The organism is Sphingomonas sp. HITSZ_GF, from assembly GCF_029543155.1.
GTDB lineage: Bacteria > Pseudomonadota > Alphaproteobacteria > Sphingomonadales > Sphingomonadaceae > Sphingomonas.
This window is the reverse complement of the sequence record NZ_JARQXA010000005.1, coordinates 208,548-224,471: the sequence shown is the minus strand read 5'-3', so window position 1 is coordinate 224,471 and position 15,924 is coordinate 208,548. Positions and strand designations below refer to the sequence as shown.

At 68.3% G+C, this 15,924-nt stretch carries 16 protein-coding genes; 6 read left to right on the top strand and 10 right to left on the bottom strand.

What is annotated here, in order from left to right; translation table 11 throughout:
• Nucleotides 1-48: 48 nt before the first annotated feature.
• The 3 genes from P6144_RS15320 to P6144_RS15310 form a co-directional block, all read right to left on the bottom strand.
• On the bottom strand, nucleotides 49-582 hold the full coding sequence (locus P6144_RS15320) for a glycine zipper 2TM domain-containing protein (protein WP_277768669.1): 534 nt from the start codon (nucleotides 580-582) through the stop codon (nucleotides 49-51).
• 69 nt (nucleotides 583-651) lie between these two features.
• Nucleotides 652-2,538: a Gfo/Idh/MocA family oxidoreductase gene (locus P6144_RS15315; RefSeq protein WP_277768668.1), complete on the bottom strand. Its 1,887-nt coding sequence runs from the start codon at nucleotides 2,536-2,538 to the stop codon at nucleotides 652-654.
• A gap of 21 nt (nucleotides 2,539-2,559) precedes the next feature.
• Nucleotides 2,560-3,384: a class I mannose-6-phosphate isomerase gene (locus P6144_RS15310; protein ID WP_277768667.1), complete on the bottom strand. Its 825-nt coding sequence runs from the start codon at nucleotides 3,382-3,384 to the stop codon at nucleotides 2,560-2,562.
• 222 nt (nucleotides 3,385-3,606) lie between these two features.
• Between P6144_RS15310 and P6144_RS15305 the strand changes: the two genes are divergently transcribed.
• Nucleotides 3,607-4,422, top strand: coding sequence for an outer membrane protein assembly factor BamD (locus P6144_RS15305; protein ID WP_277768666.1), 816 nt, complete (start codon nucleotides 3,607-3,609; stop codon nucleotides 4,420-4,422).
• Nucleotides 4,423-4,470: 48 nt separating this feature from the next.
• Entirely contained in the window at nucleotides 4,471-6,132 is a 1,662-nt protein-coding gene (recN, locus tag P6144_RS15300) for a DNA repair protein RecN (RefSeq protein ID WP_277768665.1), read from the top strand.
• On the opposite strand, the gene P6144_RS15295 is transcribed toward recN, so the two are convergent.
• Nucleotides 6,129-6,944 carry a hypothetical protein gene (locus P6144_RS15295; RefSeq protein WP_277768664.1) on the bottom strand — a complete coding sequence of 272 codons (816 nt, stop codon included), beginning with the start codon at nucleotides 6,942-6,944 and terminating at the stop codon, nucleotides 6,129-6,131. The genes recN and P6144_RS15295 overlap by 4 nt on opposite strands.
• A 236-nt stretch (nucleotides 6,945-7,180) precedes the next feature.
• Between P6144_RS15295 and P6144_RS15290 the strand changes: the two genes are divergently transcribed.
• Both P6144_RS15290 and P6144_RS15285 read left to right on the top strand, forming a co-directional pair.
• A complete protein-coding gene (locus P6144_RS15290; RefSeq protein ID WP_277768663.1) occupies nucleotides 7,181-7,534 on the top strand; it encodes a hypothetical protein in 354 nt (117 codons plus the stop codon).
• 242 nt (nucleotides 7,535-7,776) lie between these two features.
• Nucleotides 7,777-8,529 (top strand): SDR family oxidoreductase, encoded by a 753-nt coding sequence (locus P6144_RS15285; protein WP_277768662.1) that lies wholly within the window; start codon nucleotides 7,777-7,779, stop codon nucleotides 8,527-8,529.
• A 36-nt stretch (nucleotides 8,530-8,565) separates the two neighbouring features.
• Here P6144_RS15285 and P6144_RS15280 read toward each other — a convergent pair whose 3' ends face one another.
• Nucleotides 8,566-9,594: a cell wall hydrolase gene (locus P6144_RS15280; RefSeq protein WP_277768661.1), complete on the bottom strand. Its 1,029-nt coding sequence runs from the start codon at nucleotides 9,592-9,594 to the stop codon at nucleotides 8,566-8,568.
• A 267-nt stretch (nucleotides 9,595-9,861) separates the two neighbouring features.
• Complete coding sequence (gene tgt, locus P6144_RS15275; RefSeq protein WP_277768660.1) at nucleotides 9,862-10,992, bottom strand: tRNA guanosine(34) transglycosylase Tgt; 1,131 nt, start codon at nucleotides 10,990-10,992, stop codon at nucleotides 9,862-9,864.
• 47 nt (nucleotides 10,993-11,039) lie between these two features.
• On the opposite strand from tgt, the gene P6144_RS15270 reads away from it, so the two are divergent.
• Nucleotides 11,040-11,357, top strand: coding sequence for a cupin domain-containing protein (locus tag P6144_RS15270; RefSeq protein WP_277768659.1), 318 nt, complete (start codon nucleotides 11,040-11,042; stop codon nucleotides 11,355-11,357).
• Here the strand turns inward: P6144_RS15270 and P6144_RS15265 are convergent.
• Genes P6144_RS15265 through P6144_RS15250 form a run of 4 tightly spaced genes read right to left on the bottom strand, consistent with a single transcriptional unit; the run spans nucleotide 11,354 to nucleotide 14,627 of the window.
• The gene (locus P6144_RS15265; RefSeq protein ID WP_277768658.1) at nucleotides 11,354-12,421 is read right to left on the bottom strand and encodes an ionic transporter y4hA; all 1,068 of its coding nucleotides are present in this window, start codon (nucleotides 12,419-12,421) and stop codon (nucleotides 11,354-11,356) included. The two genes, P6144_RS15270 and P6144_RS15265, sit on opposite strands and share 4 nt — an antisense overlap.
• Before the next feature lie 31 nt (nucleotides 12,422-12,452).
• Complete coding sequence (locus P6144_RS15260) at nucleotides 12,453-13,100, bottom strand: HAD hydrolase-like protein (RefSeq protein WP_277768657.1); 648 nt, start codon at nucleotides 13,098-13,100, stop codon at nucleotides 12,453-12,455.
• On the bottom strand, nucleotides 13,093-14,040 hold the full coding sequence (locus P6144_RS15255) for a cation diffusion facilitator family transporter (protein WP_277768656.1): 948 nt from the start codon (nucleotides 14,038-14,040) through the stop codon (nucleotides 13,093-13,095). The genes P6144_RS15260 and P6144_RS15255 overlap by 8 nt, the downstream gene beginning before the upstream one ends.
• A gap of 44 nt (nucleotides 14,041-14,084) precedes the next feature.
• Nucleotides 14,085-14,627 (bottom strand): EF-hand domain-containing protein, encoded by a 543-nt coding sequence (locus P6144_RS15250; RefSeq protein ID WP_277768655.1) that lies wholly within the window; start codon nucleotides 14,625-14,627, stop codon nucleotides 14,085-14,087.
• Nucleotides 14,628-14,897: 270 nt separating this feature from the next.
• Between P6144_RS15250 and P6144_RS15245 the strand changes: the two genes are divergently transcribed.
• Nucleotides 14,898-15,902: a bile acid:sodium symporter family protein gene (locus P6144_RS15245; RefSeq protein ID WP_277768654.1), complete on the top strand. Its 1,005-nt coding sequence runs from the start codon at nucleotides 14,898-14,900 to the stop codon at nucleotides 15,900-15,902.
• The last annotated feature ends 22 nt before the right edge of the window (nucleotides 15,903-15,924 follow it).

Genomic DNA, 15,924 nt, shown 5'->3' with positions numbered 1-15,924 from the left:
CCGCCGGACCCCTTCTCTGCCTGCGTGGCAAGCATCAAGCCCGAAGGCTTAGCGGCAGCGCACGTCGCCGCGATCGATCGACGAGCCGATCGCCGCACCCGCAGCCGCGCCGAGCAGCGTGCCCAGGGTGGCGTTGCGGCCGTTCGACAGCGAATTGCCGAGCAGGCCGCCGGCGACGCCGCCCACGATCAGGCCGGTCGTGCCGTCCGAGCGGCGGCAATAATAGCGCCCGTCATTGCCGCGATAGACGCGGTCGTTCCGCGTCAGGCGGCGCTCGCGATAATAGCGGCCGTCGCGGTAATAGTCGGCCGGGTTGTAGTAGCGCTCGCCCGGGGGCAGGCGGTTATAGTCGTAGTTGCGATAACGGCGATAATCGCGGCGCCACTCGCGATCGTCCCGGCGCTGGGCCTGGGCGATGTCGTTGCGGCAGTCGCGCAGCTCGCGACGATATTCACCGCGCGAGTCGGAATTGCGCAGATCGTGGCGGCAGTCCGCCCGGGCCTCGCGCTCGTTCCAGCCCTGTGCCGCAGCCGGCGTCGCGAAGGCTGCCGCGGCAACCGCGGCGAGGAAAAGGGTACGCATGGATTCTCTCCGTTTGTTTCTCCCGCTCCACCAACGTGCCGGAGCGGGACGGGTTGCGTGAACGGGAAACTACGTGGCGGTCGGGCCCGGTTCAGCTTTCGTGCTCAGGGCGGTGGCGAGACGGTCGAAGCCCGCGCCGTCCGGTCCATAGGAAAAGGTCTCGCCGATCTGCAGCACAGCGTCGCGGATCCAGCGCAGTACGACGACCTGGTCCTCGAAATCGTCGAAACGTATGTCGGTCCAGCCCGATTTGAAGAACTTGTCGACGAGGTCCATCTGCACCGCGTAGTTGACCGCGCACCAGGGCTCGGAGACCCGCAGCGTCGCGGAACGGCCGTTGTCCAGCTGCACGCTGCAACGCAGGGCATCGAAATCGAAGTCGATGCGGCCATGCTCATAGACCGCCGAGCCGCCGCGCTTCGCATTGCCGGCATCGGCGTATTTCCCGCAGGCGAGTGCGATCTCGATCCCGTCGATCGTGCCGTCGAAGCGCAGGAAGGTGGTGGCATCCGCGACGACTGCCTCGGTGGAGGCGCCGCCGATCATCGCGGGCGCGAACGGCGCGATCGACTTGCCCTGCTGCTGCAGGAGCTTGTGCGCGAGCAGCAGGACATGGATCATCGTCTCGAACAACAGGCCGTGCGGGCCGCCTTCTTCGGTCCAGGCCCGGCTGTCCGCCGTCGGGGATCGCTCCGCCGTCTCGACCAGGTCGATCCTGAAAGACTTGAGCTTGCCCAGCGCGCGCAGCAATTCGGGGGCGGCGAAATGGATCGGGCGCGAATCGCCGCCCTCGATTTTGAGGAAGCTCTCGAAATGGTGGTTCCCGGTCAGCAGATAGGTGAGCGGCAGCGCCTTCTCGAGGCCGTAATAGCTGAGCGCGAACATCCGGTCGCGGAACACTGCGGGGCTGTCGATGAAGACCTTGATCTCCTGCGGCAGGCTGGTGATCGGCTTCTCCACCGCGAACCGTACGCCGGCGGCGTTGAGCGCCATCAGGTATCGAAAATGGGAATTGGAAGGCGAGGCGATGATTGCCGGCGATCCGTTGGCGAGCACGCGCTTCAGGACTTCCTTTTCGGCCTGCTCGCGCGATCCGTCGAACAGGTGCACGCGCACGCTCTGGTCGCGGATCGCGCGAACCGCGTCGTCGGCCGTGCCCAGGCTATAGACATGGAGATGGCGAGCGGTGGTGTCCCGCTCCGCGCGGAGCAGCGCAGGCACCATCTTGCGGGCGACGACATCGCCTGCGCCGATCAGGTTGAACAGCGGGCTGGCGCGAAACTTGGTGGTGGGGAACATGCTGAGCAGATTGGCGATGATCACTACCATGAAATACTGGCTGAGCACCGCGACGATCGGCTTGTCGTCGCCGGGGCCGCCCAGCAGCGCGACGAAGATCGGGAAGACCGGCTGCCCCTGCCACAGCGCGATGCTGAAGCACTGGATGCCGAGCATCAACGGGAACAGCACGAAATATTCCGCTGGGTGGAACAGCGTGAAGACCGGCTCGGCGAAATTGCGCCAGAGCAGATAATAGCTGACCCAGACGAAGCTCTCGAAAAAGACGATCGCGGCGAACGTGCGCAGCAGCAGGTGCAGCACCACGGCGACCGTGCGGCCGCCATCGGCAAAGCCGAAAGACCAGAGCGGCCCGATCGGCGGGATCCACCACAGCACCGCGTAGAGCGCGGCAGCCAGGGCGAATATGGTGATGAAATAGACTTCGGTGTCGCGCGCCTCGAAATCCGGGCGGCTCTTGTCGGATCGCTTATGGGTGCGCTGCCAGCGCTTGATATGCTGCAACGGACTCAGGCAACGCGCGGCGAAGAAAAGCCCCGCGAAGAACTGCGCCAGAAGCGAGGGCTTGGCGCCCCATAGCGAAACCGAAGGCGGCGGCACGCCGGCGACCTGGTCGAAATAGTCCCCCAGCCACGCGCCAATCGGTTTCCGGCTCAATGTCGCCCCCTTGCAGCGCCGCTAGAGGCGCTGCGAACCGGGATAGGCGAAGAGCAGGTCGCTGCCCATCTCCGCCTCGATCTCGCACATGCCGTCGAGCAACAGGCATTCGCCGGCCTGCCAGGGCACGCCGTCCGCGACCCCGCGCCCGGTTACCGGAACGAACCAGCCGGGCGTGCCCTCGGGCAGCTCGATGCGGTGGTGGCCGCCGGGCAAGCGCTCGACCACGAATTTCGGACCCTCGACCAGGATCTTGCGCTCGTTGCTCTGGTTCGCAGGCGCCGGGGCCGGCTCGAACGGCTTGGCATCGGCCGCAGCCACCGCTTCCTCGAGATGCAGTTCGCGCGGGCGGCCATAGTCGTAGAGGCGATAGGTCAGGTCGACATTCTGTTGAATCTCGATGACGGTAACGCCCGCGCCGATCGCATGGACGGTGCGCGCCGGCGAATAGATGAAATCCCCGGCCTTCACCGGCTTCCAGTCGAGCAGGTGCTCGACCGAGCCATCGAGCGATGCGGTGCGAAGCTCGTCGGAGGGAACCGGGCGAATCGTGCCGAGGCCGATCGTCGCGTCGGGCTCGGCCGCGAGCACCACCCAGCATTCGTCCTTGCCGCGCGGATAGCCGGCGGCGCGCGCCTGGGCGTCGTCCGGATGTACCTGCACCGACAGCTTCTCGCTGGTGAACAGATATTTGATCAGCAGGTCGGGGCTGTCGTTCCCGGGCGTCTGGAACCAGATTTCGCCCACCGGCTCTCCACCGGGTGCGGGGTCGGCGAAGCCGGGCCACAGGGTATGGCGGCCCCAGGGCTTCTCGACACGATGGGTTGCCAGCAAGGTTGCAGTCACGAAATCCCTCCCGAATTCAGGTTCGTTAGCGCAACGCACGGAACCTGTCTCGGCTCCCGCCGCGCCTTTTTGTCTGCGGTGCCGGCCCGCTCTCCCACCTGGCCTCCCAACGGCATTATCTTGTGGGAGGCCGGGTGGGGGAGAGGGCCGGTGCAGCTCTGACACAAAGAGGCCGCGAAAAGGATTGTTTGACGCCACCGGACCGGTCTAAGACCCCCGTCCATGCGTACTCCTACGACCCGCGCGCTCGCGCTCGCTCTTCTCCCGGTTCTCGCGCTCTCGATGGCCGGTTGCGCCAAGAAGAGCGGCGGCAAGGACCTGCCCTATGTCGCGCGTGACGTCGGCACGCTCTATTCCACTGCCAAGCAGAAGCTCGATTCGCACCAGTACAAGCTGGCTGCGGCGCTGTTCGACGAAGTGGAGCGCCAGCATCCCTATTCGGTCTGGGCGCGCCGCGCGCAGCTGATGGGCGCGTTCAGCTATTATCTGAACCGCGACTACACCGAATCCATCTCCTCGGCGCAGCGCTTCCTGGCGGTCCACCCGGGCAACCGCGATGCGCCCTATGCCTATTACCTGATCGGCCTGTGCTATTACGAGCAGATCCAGGACGTGCAGCGCGACCAGAAGATCACCCAGCAGGCGCTCGATTCGCTGGGCGAGCTGACCCGCCGCTATCCGAACACCAAGTACGCCGCCGATGCGCGCCTGAAGATCGACCTTGTCCGCGACCATCTGGCCGGCAAGGAAATGGAGATCGGCCGCTTCTACGAGACGCGCGGCCAGTGGCTGGCGGCGACGCTGCGCTTCCGCACCGTGGTCGACCAGTACCAGACCACCACGCACGTGCCCGAAGCGCTGCTGCGCCTGACCGAAAGCTATCTGGCGCTCGGCATGCCCGAGGAAGCCAACAAGGCGGCGGCGGTGCTGGGTGCCAACTATCCGGGCACCGACTGGTACGAGCATGCCTACAAGCTGATGCAGTCGAACCAGGACAAGGTTCAGGCGGCGCAGGCGGTGGCCAAGCCCGCGAGCTGATGCTCGGGGCTTTCGTTCTCGTTAAGTTCCTGCGATAGGGGCAGGCGCATGCTTACTGCGCTGGCTATTCGCGACGTGGTTCTGATCGAGGCGCTGGACCTGGAGTTCGGCGCCGGGCTCGGCGTGCTCACCGGCGAGACCGGGGCGGGCAAATCGATCCTGCTCGACGCGCTCGGGCTGGCGCTGGGCGCGCGCGGCGAGACCGGGCTGGTGCGTCATGGTGCGGCCCAGGCGGTGGTGACCGCGAGCTTCGAGCCGCCGGCGCGCGACGGTGAAGTCGCCAATCTCTTCCATCAGAACGGGCTGGAGCTCGAGCCGGGCGAGCCGCTGATCGTGCGGCGCATCGTCAAGGCCGATGGCGGCAGTCGCGCCTTCCTCAACGACCAGCCGGCCTCTGCCGGGCTGCTGCGCGAGTTGGCGCCGCATCTTGTCGAGATCCACGGCCAGCATGACGATCGCGGCATGCTGAATCCGCGCGGGCACCGGGCTCTGCTCGACACGTTCGGGCGCTGCGACACGGGTACGGTGGCGATCGCGCACAAGGCGTGGCGCGATGCCGAGGCGGCGCTGGCGGTGGCCCGCGCCGAGCAGGACGTCGCCGAGCGCGACCGCGAATGGCTCGAACATGCCGTTGCCGAGCTGCGCGCGCTGGCCCCGGAAGCGGGCGAGGAGGAGATCCTCGCCGAGCGCCGGGCAAGCATGCAGCGCGGCGAGAAGATCGCCGGCGAGCTGCAGGGGATCGCCGAGCTGCTCGACGGATCGGAAGGCGGGCTGAGCCAGCTGCGCCAGGCGGCACGGGTGCTCGAGCGGATCGCCGATGATCATGAGGCACTGGCCGAGGCGCTCGCCGCGATCGACCGTGCGATCGGCGAGGCGGCCGAGGCGCAGGACAAGGTCGACGCGGCGGCCGAGGCGCTCGCCTTCGACCCAGCCGCGCTGGAAGCCGACGAGGCGCGTCTGTTCGAGCTGCGCGGGATCGCGCGCAAGCACCGGGTGCAGCCCGACGATCTGTCGGCGCTGCTCGACGAACTGGCCGGGAGGCTGGAGCGGGTGCAGAGCGGCGGCGCCGGGATCGCCAGGCTGGAAGCGGCGGTGACCCAGGCGCATGGCGCCTATGTCGAGGCGGCCAGGGCATTGTCGGCGCTGCGGACGATGGCGGCGGCCCGGCTCGATGCGGCGGTCGCCACCGAATTGAAGCCGCTCAAGCTCGATGCCGCGCGCTTCCGCACCATGGTGGAGCCGCAGGACGAGGCGAACTGGTCGAGCTTCGGCATGGACCGGGTAGAGTTCGAAGTCTCGACCAATCCGGGTGCGCCGTTCGCGCCGCTGATCAAGATCGCCTCGGGCGGCGAGCTGTCGCGCTTCATCCTGGCGATGAAGGTGGCGCTGGCCGAAGAAGGCGGGGCGCGGACGCTGATCTTCGACGAGATCGATCGCGGCGTGGGCGGCGCGGTGGCCAGTGCCATCGGCGAACGCCTGGCGCGGCTGGCGGACAGCGCGCAGGTGCTGGTGGTGACGCACAGCCCGCAAGTGGCGGCGCGCGGCGCCCAGCACCTGCTGATCGCCAAGAGCCATGATGGGACGGTGACCCGCACCGGCGTGACGCCGCTCGACGCCGGCCAGCGGCGCGAGGAGATCGCGCGCATGCTCTCGGGCGCCGAGATCACCGACGAGGCCCGCGCCCAGGCCGAACGGCTGATCGCCGCCTAGGCGGCCAGTGCGCCGGGCATTGCCGGCCGGCGCCCCGCGATCCAGCCGGCATAGCCGATGCCCGCGCCGATCAGCCCCGCCGCGAAGGCGAAGGGCAGGGCGGGGACCGCGGCGAAATGGACGAAGAACGCCTTCCATGCCGCCAGCGGGCCGAGGAATTCGAAGAGCAGGGCAGCGAGCAGCGTCACACCGCCGGCGAGGAAGAAGGGCCGGCCATGGCGCCCGCTGGCGAAGGCCAGGCCGAAGGCGATCGCGGCGGTGACGGCGTTGGCGAGCTGGAAGCCGATGCCGAGCTTCCAGAAATCGCCTGGGCCGTGGATCGCCAGCGGCGGGAGGATCGGCATCAGCCGGCCGAGGATCGGCGGCAGCAGGAACAGCACGGTGGCCAGCATGTAGCGCGCATGGAGCTGGGTCTTCCGGCGCAGGCGCAGCGCCTCGTAATAGAAGCCGGCAAAGGCAGCGACCGAGACCAGGTCGATCAGCGCGAGCCGCGGCGCGAACAGCGTGTAGAAGGGCGAGGCGCCCTCGAAATAGCGCTCGGCCATGCCGAGGAAGATCATCGATCCGCCCGCCAGGAAGAGCGGGAACAGCACCAGGCTGGCGGCGCCGAGCATGCGGTGGAGCGGATTGCGCCCCGAATGGATGCTCCAGCTCTGTGCGACGAGCAGCATCAGCCACAGCGTCGCGGTCACGCCGTGCGCGTGCATCTGCAGCGGCGCGCTGGCGATCGTCGCGAGATAGCCCGGCCAAAAGGCCAGCGCCGCGAGCGGAAAGATCGCGAGCAGAAACCAATGGGCATGGCGATACGGCATGTGGCGGGTCCCCCTGATGCCTTCAGCCTATCGCAGATATGAGCGCCGTCAACGCGCCGCCGGCGCCATCGGCTCGCCGCACGAGGGACTCGCTCTCCCGAAGATGAACGGAACTCCTCGGCCGGCGACAGCTTGCGACACAAAAGTACAGGTGCGGGGACAAGGCTGCGACAGGCCATGCCCATAACGGTGTTCAGGCCGCAGCGTCGGCCCGGTTTCGTAAGAGGAGAGTGCAAATGAACAAGTTCACCCTGATGCTCGCCGGCCTTGGCATCGCTGCTTCGGCCGTTCCGATGACCGCCGCGATGGCCGCGCCGCATCCGGCGCCGTACCAGGCATGGCAGTCGATCAATTCGCGCCAGGCGAACCTCGATATGCGCATCAACCAGGGTGTGCGTTCGGGCCAGCTCAGCCGCAGCGAGGCGGCTCGCCTCCGCGCCGAGTTCGCCAGCCTGAACCGGCTCGAGGCCCAGTATCGCCGCTCGCGCCCGGGCCTGACGCTGGCCGAGCGCCGTGACCTGGATCGCCGCTTCGATGCGCTCTCGGCGCGCATCCGCTACCAGAAGCACGATCGCGAACATCGCTGGTAAGCACTAGCGGGTTCCCCCTTACCCGACCCCCCTTGGGGGGAACCTGACCAGGACGGGCTCCGCCGCAAGGCGGGGCCCGTTGTCGTTTCGTCGTGCGGGCGGTTGACAGGGGCGCCCGGCAGGCGGAACGGGTTGGGGACAGAGGCGCCGCCGTCCGGCCCGCGCCCGTTTTGCGGAGACCTGCCTGAAGGGCGGGATCGGCGGCCTGCCGGTCCCGGTGTACCCCTATGGGAGGCTTACCCTTGGACCTTCAACTTCAAGGCAAGAAAATCATCGTGAGCGGCGGCTCGCGCGGGATCGGGCGCGCGATCGTCGAGGCATTTCTGGCGGAGGGCGCGCAGGTCGCGTTTTGCGCGCGCGGTGCGACCGGCGTCGCCCAGGCCGAGGCGGATCTGGGCGGCGACGCCTTCGGCACCGCGCTCGACGTGACCGACGCCGCGGCCGTCACCGGCTGGATCGAAGCCGCCGCCGAGCGGATGGGCGGGATCGATATCGTCGTGCCCAATGTCAGCGCGCTCGCCGGTGGCAGCGACCTGGAGACCTGGCGCGCGGCCGTGGAGACCGATCTGCTCGGCACCGTCACCATGGCAGGCGCGGCCTTGCCCTGGCTGCGCAAGTCCGATGCGGCGTCGATCGTGCTGATCTCGAGCGTGTCGGGGCGCGAGAACGACATCTTCGCCGAGCCCTATGGGGCGATCAAGGCGGCGCTGATCCATTACGGCAAGACGCTCTCGGCGCGGCATGCGGCGGAGGGGATCCGGGTGAACACCGTCTCGCCCGGCAATGTGTATTTCGCCGACGGCGTCTGGGGCCAGATCGAGCGCGAGACGCCCGAGCTCTTCGCCGAATGCCTGAAGCAGAACCCGCTTGGGAGAATGGCGCGGCCCGACGAAGTGGCCAAGGCGGTGCTGTTCCTCGCAAGCCCCGCGGCGAGCTTCACCACCGGCACCAATCTGATGGTGGATGGCGGGCTGACCCGCGGCGTGCAGTTCTGAACGAAGGGCGCGCGCTGCCGGCCGGCGGCGCGCGCTTCAGCGCAGCGGCTTGCCGCTGTCCTTCCACTTGTCGAGGATCTGGGACTCGTCCTGGTCCATCGGCGAGATGCTCGGCGCGGCTTTGGGCACATAGCCACCGATCGGCGCGCCGCTCTGGGCATAGGCGGGCTGGATGTTCTCGCGCGGCGTCGCAGCCGGGGCGGGGGTCTTGCCGGGTACGGTCGCAAGCGCAGCCGGCACGATCGGGGTAGCCTCGGCCAGGTCGATCCGGGCATGCGGGCCGGGCAGCGGCTCGCCGCCGCGATAGGCCTGGCGGAAGGCCGCGGCGGTGCCCCACCAGCCCTTCCAGCGATGGAAGAAGTGCGCACCGAACACGCCGGTCATCACCAGGCTGCGGTTCCAGGACGGGGTGACGGCATAGGTGTGATAGTGCGTCGCCTCGCCCACCGCGCCGAACACCTGGCCGGAAAGCGCTGCGGCGGCGACCCGGGCGGCGCGGTCCCAGGCGGAGCGCAGCGGCGCGCGGGCCATGGCGCCGTCACAGGCGAAGCTGAACTGGCAGCCGCGCTTCTCCGATCCCTGAAACACGACACCGCACACCGTGGCGGGGAAGGCGGGATGGCGGACGCGGTTGAGGATCACCTGCGCAACCGCGCGCTGGCCGTCGCCCGGCTCGTTGGCGGCTTCGTAATAGATCGCGGTGGTCAGGCACTGGAGCGCGCGTGCCTTGTCCGTGCTGCTGCCGGCCAGGTGGAAGGGCAGGGCCGGCTGGATCGATCCGTCGACCGCGGCATCCACCGCATCGGCGGGGATCGGCATGTCGGGCAGCGCCGTGGTGCCGGTGGTGCCCGCGCTCACCGCGGCATCGTCGTCGACGGCATAGTAGAAGGCGGCGCCGGGGAAATGGTCTTCGGCCTCATAGCCGACCAGCACCGGCTTGGGATCGGATTTCGGCCGCGACGCGGGAGCCAGCGCCTGGGCGGAGAAGCCGGCGCCAACCAGCGAGGCGAGGATCGCCGCTGCGATCCCGCGTGCCTGCATCTTCGAGAAACGCCGCCAGAACACGATGCGCGCTACCCCACCCGGGCCCCTTGCCCGCGTGCGGCATAGCCGATTTCAGTGTCTGCTGCGCCCCCGGATTTCTCCGCGTCCCACGGCGAAACACTTGATGGTAAAGGTAATTTTAACGTTAGGGCGATCGAAATTCGCTTTTCCCCGGCGAAGGCCGGGGCCCAGACTAAACAGTGCGCGGCAAAGACGCGCCAAGGCGCGTGACTTTCAAGTCTGGGCCCCGGCCTTCGCCGGGGAAAGGAAGGATCTAGCCGATCCGGCTTAACCCTGACCGCCCTTGTACGAAGCCCGGAAATCGTTGGCGAACCCGCTCAGCCGTCCCTCGCCGATCGCATCGCGCAGATCCTGCATCAGCACCTGGTAGAACCAGATATTATGCTCGGTCATCAGCATCGCGCCGAGGATCTCGCCGGCGCGGACGAGGTGGTGGAGATAGGCGCGGCTCCAGGTGTCGCAGACCGGGCAGGGGCATTCGGGATCGAGCGGGCCCTGGTCCTCGGCGAACTTGGCGTTGCGGATGTTGATCGGGCCGGTGCGGGTGAAGGCCTGGCCGGTGCGGCCGCTACGGGTGGGCAGCACGCAATCGAACATGTCGATGCCGCGCTCCACCGCGCCGACGATGTCGTCGGGCTTGCCGACGCCCATCAGATAGCGCGGCTTGGCGGGATCGAGCTGGCCGGGGGCGAAATCGAGCACGCCGAACATCGCTTCCTGGCCCTCGCCGACGGCAAGGCCGCCCACGGCATAGCCGTCGAACCCGACATCGAGCAGCGCATCCGCGGAGGCCTTGCGCAGCCCCTCGTCGAGCGCGCCCTGCTGGATGCCGAAGATCGCGTTGTGCGCGGCATGCTCCTCGGCGGCGAAAAAGGCGTCGCGGCTGCGCTTCGCCCAGCGCATCGAGCGCTCCATCGCTGCGGCCTGGACCTCGCGGGTGGAGGTGGTGGGGACGAGCTCGTCGAACGCCATGGTGATCGAGCTGCCGAGCAGCCGCTGGATCTCGATCGAGCGCTCGGGGCTGAGCATGTGGCGCGAGCCGTCGAGATGCGACTTGAAGGCGACGCCTTCCTCGCTGCGGGTGGTCAGGTCGGCCAGGCTCATCACCTGGTAGCCGCCGGAATCGGTCAGGATCGGGCGATCCCAGTGCATGAACTTGTGCAGCCCGCCGAGCCGCGCGACGCGCTCGGCGCCGGGGCGCAGCATCAAGTGATAGGTGTTGCCCAGGAGGATGTCGGCGCCGGCGGCGCGCACGTCCTGCGGCTTCATCGCCTTGACGGTGGCGGCGGTGCCCACGGGCATGAAGGCGGGCGTGCGGATCTCGCCGCGCTGCATGGCGATGGTGCCCAGGCGCGCCTTGCCGTCAGTGGCGTGGATGGTGAACTCGAAGCGGGACATGGCGATCGCCCTTGCCCCCTTTGGCCAGGGAGCGCAACGCTGGGCGGATGATCGCCAATCTCCTTGCTGAGCTTCCCGATGCGCGCGCGGGCGAAGTGTTCACCGCGCTGCTGGCGCGCGCCGGTGTCCGCATCGAGCGGATCGTCTCGCACGGCCAGGCGACGCCGGCGGACGCGCCGATGGTGCAAGGCTGGGACGAATGGGTGCTGCTACTCAAGGGCGCGGCGCGGCTGCGGATCGAGGACGGCGCGGAGATCGCGCTGGCGCCGGGCGATCACCTGCTGATCGCGGCGGGGCAGCGCCACTGGGTCACCTGGACGCCGGACGATCGCGAGACCGTCTGGCTGGCGGTGCATCTCGGCTAGGGCACCAGCGTGGTGAAGACGAACACCCCGAAGATGACGAGATGGACGACACCCTGCAGCACGGTGGTGCGCGCGGTGGCGAGCGACTGAGTCGCCACCAGCAGCGTCAGCGAGAGCAGGACGATGCCGCGCGAATCGAGGCCAAGCGCCAGCGGCAGCCCCTGGAACAGCGACAGCACTGCAACGGCCGGTATGGTGAGCCCGATCGTCGCCAGCGCCGATCCGAGCGCAAGGTTGAGGCTGGTCTGCAGCCGGTTGGCCATCGCGGCGCGCACCGCGGCGACGCTCTCGGGCAGCAGCACCAGCGCGGCGATCACCACACCGACCACGGCGTGCGGCAGGCCGGCGCCGGCCACACCTTCCTCGATCGCGGGGGCCAGCGCCTTGGCGAGCAGCACCACTTCGACGAGGCAGGCGACGAGCAGCAGGCCGGAGAGCAGGGTCTGCCGGCCCGAAGGCGGCGGCGCGTGCGCCTCCAGATCGGCAGCGGCTTCCTCGGGCGGCAGGAAATAGTCGCGGTGCCGCACGGTCTGCACCATCACGAAGGTGAGGTAGAGCAGCAGCGAGACGATCGCGACGAAGGCAAGCTGTGACGGCGCGTAGAAGGGGCCGGCCGAGGCGGCGAAATTGGGTAGCACCAGCGTGAGCACGGTGAGCGTGCACAGGGTGGCGAGCGAGGCGCTGACGCCGACCTGCTGGAAGCTCTGCTCGCGGTGGCGCAGCGCGCCGAACAGGATGAACGCGCCGATCAGCCCGTTGAGGATGATCATCACCGCCGAGAAGACGGTGTCGCGCGCCAGCGTCTCTGCGCCGGCCTTGCCCTGGAGCATCAGCGTGAGGATCAGCCCCACTTCGATCACGGTGACGGCGAGCGCGAGCAGGAAGGTGCCGAAGGGCTCGCCGACCTTGTGCGCGATCAGCTCGGCATGGTGGACGGCGGCGAGCACGGTGGCGATCAGCACGATTCCGAGCAGCAGCGGCGGGATCGAGATCGCACCGAAGAGCAGGCTCGCCGCGCCGGCGAAGGGCGGCAGCCAGATCCAGGTCCAACGCAAACGTTCCATGTCCGTCACTCTACAGGCCGGGGGCCCGAGTTCAACGATGCGCCGCGACGTAGTCCAATATGTCCTCGGGCGTGCGGAACACCACGTCGGGCTGCATCGCGGTCAGCAGCTCCTCCGCAGCATAGCCCCACAGCACCGATCCGGCGCGCATGCCGACTTCGCGTGCGGCATCGACGTCGCGCGTCTCGTCGCCGATCGCCAGCGCCTCGCCCGGCTTGATGCCCATCTTCTTGAGCACTCGGCGGAACTTGGGCGCCTTGCCGAACAGCGAGGAGCCGCAGGCGAAGAAATCGATGCGCGCCGCGTGGACGGGCCCGAGGATCTTGCGCGCATTGTCTTCGGCGTTGGAGGTGACCAGCGCGATCTTCACGCCGGTTTCGGCAAGCCGCTCGAGCAGGTCGGGCGTGCCGGGAAAAAGCTCGATCTGGTGCGCGTTGCGGCCGACCAGGCGGCGGACGTGGCGCGCGATCAGCGGCAGCTTCCATTTCGAGATGCCGAGGAAATCGATCACTTCGCGCGAGCTGCGGTTGCGCAGCATGTCGACTTCGTCGGGCTGGACCGTACGGAAACGGAAGCGGCGCGCCAGCTCGTCGACGACCGAGAGGAACCAGTCGCCGCTGTCGCTGAGCGTCCCGTCGAAGTCGAAAATGACCAGCCGAATGGGCGCGGCATCAGTCATGCGCGTGTCCATTCCCATGCATGCGACATTCGGCCCCGTTCCCCAATTCGATCTGGACCGTCGTATGATCGATCCGGAAGTCGTGCGCCAGCCGATGTTGCAGGTCGAGCAGGAACGCGTCGCCGGGGTGGCCGCCGGGCATGACGAGATGCGCGGTGAGCGCGGCCTCGGTGGTGCTCATCGGCCAGATATGGAGATCGTGGACGCGCGCGACGCCCGGCAGCGCGGCCAGCGCCTGCTCCACTGCCTCGGCATCGATGCCCTTGGGCACGGCCTGCAGCGCCATGGTGAGCGATTCGGTGAACAGCCCCCAGCTGCTCCACAGGATCACCCCGACGATCACCAGGCTGATCGCCGGATCGATCCAGTCGGCGCCGGTGAGCAGGATCAGCCCGCCGCCGATCACAACCCCCGCCGAGACCGCCGCGTCCGCCGCCATGTGGAGATAGGCGCCGCGGATGTTGACGTCGCCCTTGCGCCCGCGCGCGAAGAGCAGGGCAGTCGACAGGTTGATGACGATGCCGGCGGCGGCGACGAGCATCACCGTAATCCCGGGCACGTCGCGCGGGTCTTGGAGGCGCTGGATCGTCTCAAGCAGGATCGCGCCGACGGCGACGAACAGCAGCACGGCATTGGCCAGCGCGGCGAGGATCGAGGAGCCGCGCAGGCCATAGGTGAAGCGGCGCGAGGCCGGGCGCTTGGCCAGCTCGGCACCGCCCCAAGCGATCAGCAGGCCGAGCACGTCGGAAAGATTGTGCCCCGCATCGGCGAGCAGCGCCATCGAATGGGTGAGGAAGCCCGCTGCGCCTTCGATCGCGACGAACCCAAGGTTCAGCGCGGTGCCGATGGCGAAGGCCCGCCCGAAATCCGCGGGCGCGTGGCTATGACCGTGATGGGCATGGCCGTGATGGGCGTGGTGGTGGTCGTGATGCGCGGCCATGTCCGGTCGTTCTTAGCCGCGTCGCGGCATGAGATGCTAGGACATCAATTGGGTCCGCGGCCGCCTTTCTTGCCGCGCCCCATGGGCGGGCTGGTCATCTGCGGGCGGATCGTCACCAGTTCCTTGCGGGTGATCGCGCCGTCCTTGTCGGCATCGAAGCGGGTGAAGAGCAGGTCGAAGCGCTCGGCGATCTCGGCGAAGCTGATCTTGTTGTCGCCGTCGCGGTCCATCTCGAAGGGGCTGGGCACGGTGTTGCGGTCACCCATCCAGCGCTCCTGCCAGTCCGAATAGGCGATATAGCCGAGCCAGCCCTGGCGGCGGGTGTCGACCGCATCGAAGCTGCGCTTGAGCCCGGCATCGAACTCGGCGCGCGTCACCTTGCCGTCGCCGTCGGCATCGAAGGCGGCGATCATCATCCCGACCGGCTCGACGATCACGGTGAAGGCCGGCTGCTCGCGCGTGCTGGCGCCGATCGGCGTTGCGCTGTTGCCCTGCGGCGTGGGGATCGCCACGCGCTCCTGCGCATGGGCCGCCGGCACCAGGGCGGACGTCGCGGTCAGGGCCGCGAGGGCGAACAACAAGCGCATGAGATACCTTCCCGAATCGCGGCGAAAATCACCGTAGCCGCGCGGCGCACCAAGCCGCAATCTGTGGCGAAGGTGGGGCGGGCCGCCCGCCAGGCGCGGCGAATGGCGGCGGCGGCGAAACCGCTAGCATAGGAGCGGCATGCCGCCACGCTTTCGGCGAGACGAGGAATCCTTTGCCAATCCGGCGACGCTTCCCGCTATAGGGAAGGCGTGGCGGCCAGGCCGTGACAGTCCTTCCGCGCGATTTCCGCGCCGCGCACGGAGCATCGCGTGATCCGCCGTATCCTGAGCATCTTCGAGCCGTTCATCCTCACCCTGGTCGGCACCGTCCTGCTCGCATCGCTGCTGCCGCCGCGCGGCGCGCTGGTGCCGGTGTTCGACATGGCGGCGGATGCGGGCATCGTGCTGCTGTTCTTCCTCCACGGCGCCAAGCTCTCGCGCGACGCGATCGTGGCGGGCATGCGCAACTGGCGGTTGCACCTGGCGGTGTTCGCGTCGACCTATCTGCTGTTCCCGCTGCTCGGGCTTGGCTTCGCGCAATTGCCGCTGCTCGCCCCCGGGATCGCGATGGGCGTGCTGTTCCTCGCGCTGCTGCCCTCCACCGTACAGTCGTCGATCGCCTTCACGGCTATGGCACGTGGCAATGTCGCGGCGGCGGTGTGCAGCGCGTCCTTCTCCAATCTGATCGGCATCGTGCTCACCCCGGCGCTGGTCGCGCTGCTGATGCAGGGCAGCCACGGGATGGGCGGGGTGTCGCTCTCGGCAGTCGAGAAGATCGTGATGCAGCTGCTCGTCCCCTTCGTCGCCGGGCATCTGCTGCGGCCCTGGATCGGCAGCTGGGTGGGCCGCCACAAGAAGCTGGTCACCCTGGTCGATCGCGGATCGATCCTGCTCGTGGTCTATACGGCTTTCGGCGCGGCGGTGGTCGAGGGCTTGTGGAGCAAGGTATCGGGGCTCGACCTGGCGATCCTGTTCCTGGTGTGCGCAGTGATGCTCGCGATCGTGCTGGCGGCGACATGGTTCGCGGCGCGAGCGCTGCGGCTGCCGCGCGAAGATGCGGTGGTGTTGCTGTTCTGCGGCTCGAAGAAGAGCCTGGCATCGGGTGTGCCGATGGCCGGGGTGCTGTTCCCCGCCGCGCAGGTCGGCGTGGTGCTGCTGCCGATCATGCTGTTCCACCAGCTCCAGCTGATCGTCTGCGCGGTGCTGGCGCGGCGGCTGGGCTATCTGCCCGAGGACGCGGCCGATCAGGGCAGCAACAGCGAAGCGTCGCCGTAGGGATAGAAGGGGCGCCGGTCGG

Excerpts from the sequence above, each read along its gene's own strand:
- P6144_RS15320 (WP_277768669.1), bottom strand. The coding sequence starts at position 582 with ATGCGTACCCTTTTCCTCGCCGCGGTTGCCGCGGCAGCCTTCGCGACG.
- P6144_RS15305 (WP_277768666.1), top strand. The coding sequence starts at position 3,607 with ATGCGTACTCCTACGACCCGCGCGCTCGCGCTCGCTCTTCTCCCGGTT.
- recN (WP_277768665.1), top strand. The coding sequence starts at position 4,471 with ATGCTTACTGCGCTGGCTATTCGCGACGTGGTTCTGATCGAGGCGCTG.
- P6144_RS15295 (WP_277768664.1), bottom strand. The coding sequence starts at position 6,944 with ATGCCGTATCGCCATGCCCATTGGTTTCTGCTCGCGATCTTTCCGCTC.
- P6144_RS15290 (WP_277768663.1), top strand. The coding sequence starts at position 7,181 with ATGAACAAGTTCACCCTGATGCTCGCCGGCCTTGGCATCGCTGCTTCG.
- tgt (WP_277768660.1), bottom strand. The coding sequence starts at position 10,992 with ATGTCCCGCTTCGAGTTCACCATCCACGCCACTGACGGCAAGGCGCGC.
- P6144_RS15270 (WP_277768659.1), top strand. The coding sequence starts at position 11,040 with ATGATCGCCAATCTCCTTGCTGAGCTTCCCGATGCGCGCGCGGGCGAA.
- P6144_RS15265 (WP_277768658.1), bottom strand. The coding sequence starts at position 12,421 with ATGGAACGTTTGCGTTGGACCTGGATCTGGCTGCCGCCCTTCGCCGGC.
- P6144_RS15260 (WP_277768657.1), bottom strand. The coding sequence starts at position 13,100 with ATGACTGATGCCGCGCCCATTCGGCTGGTCATTTTCGACTTCGACGGG.
- P6144_RS15255 (WP_277768656.1), bottom strand. The coding sequence starts at position 14,040 with ATGGCCGCGCATCACGACCACCACCACGCCCATCACGGCCATGCCCAT.
- P6144_RS15250 (WP_277768655.1), bottom strand. The coding sequence starts at position 14,627 with ATGCGCTTGTTGTTCGCCCTCGCGGCCCTGACCGCGACGTCCGCCCTG.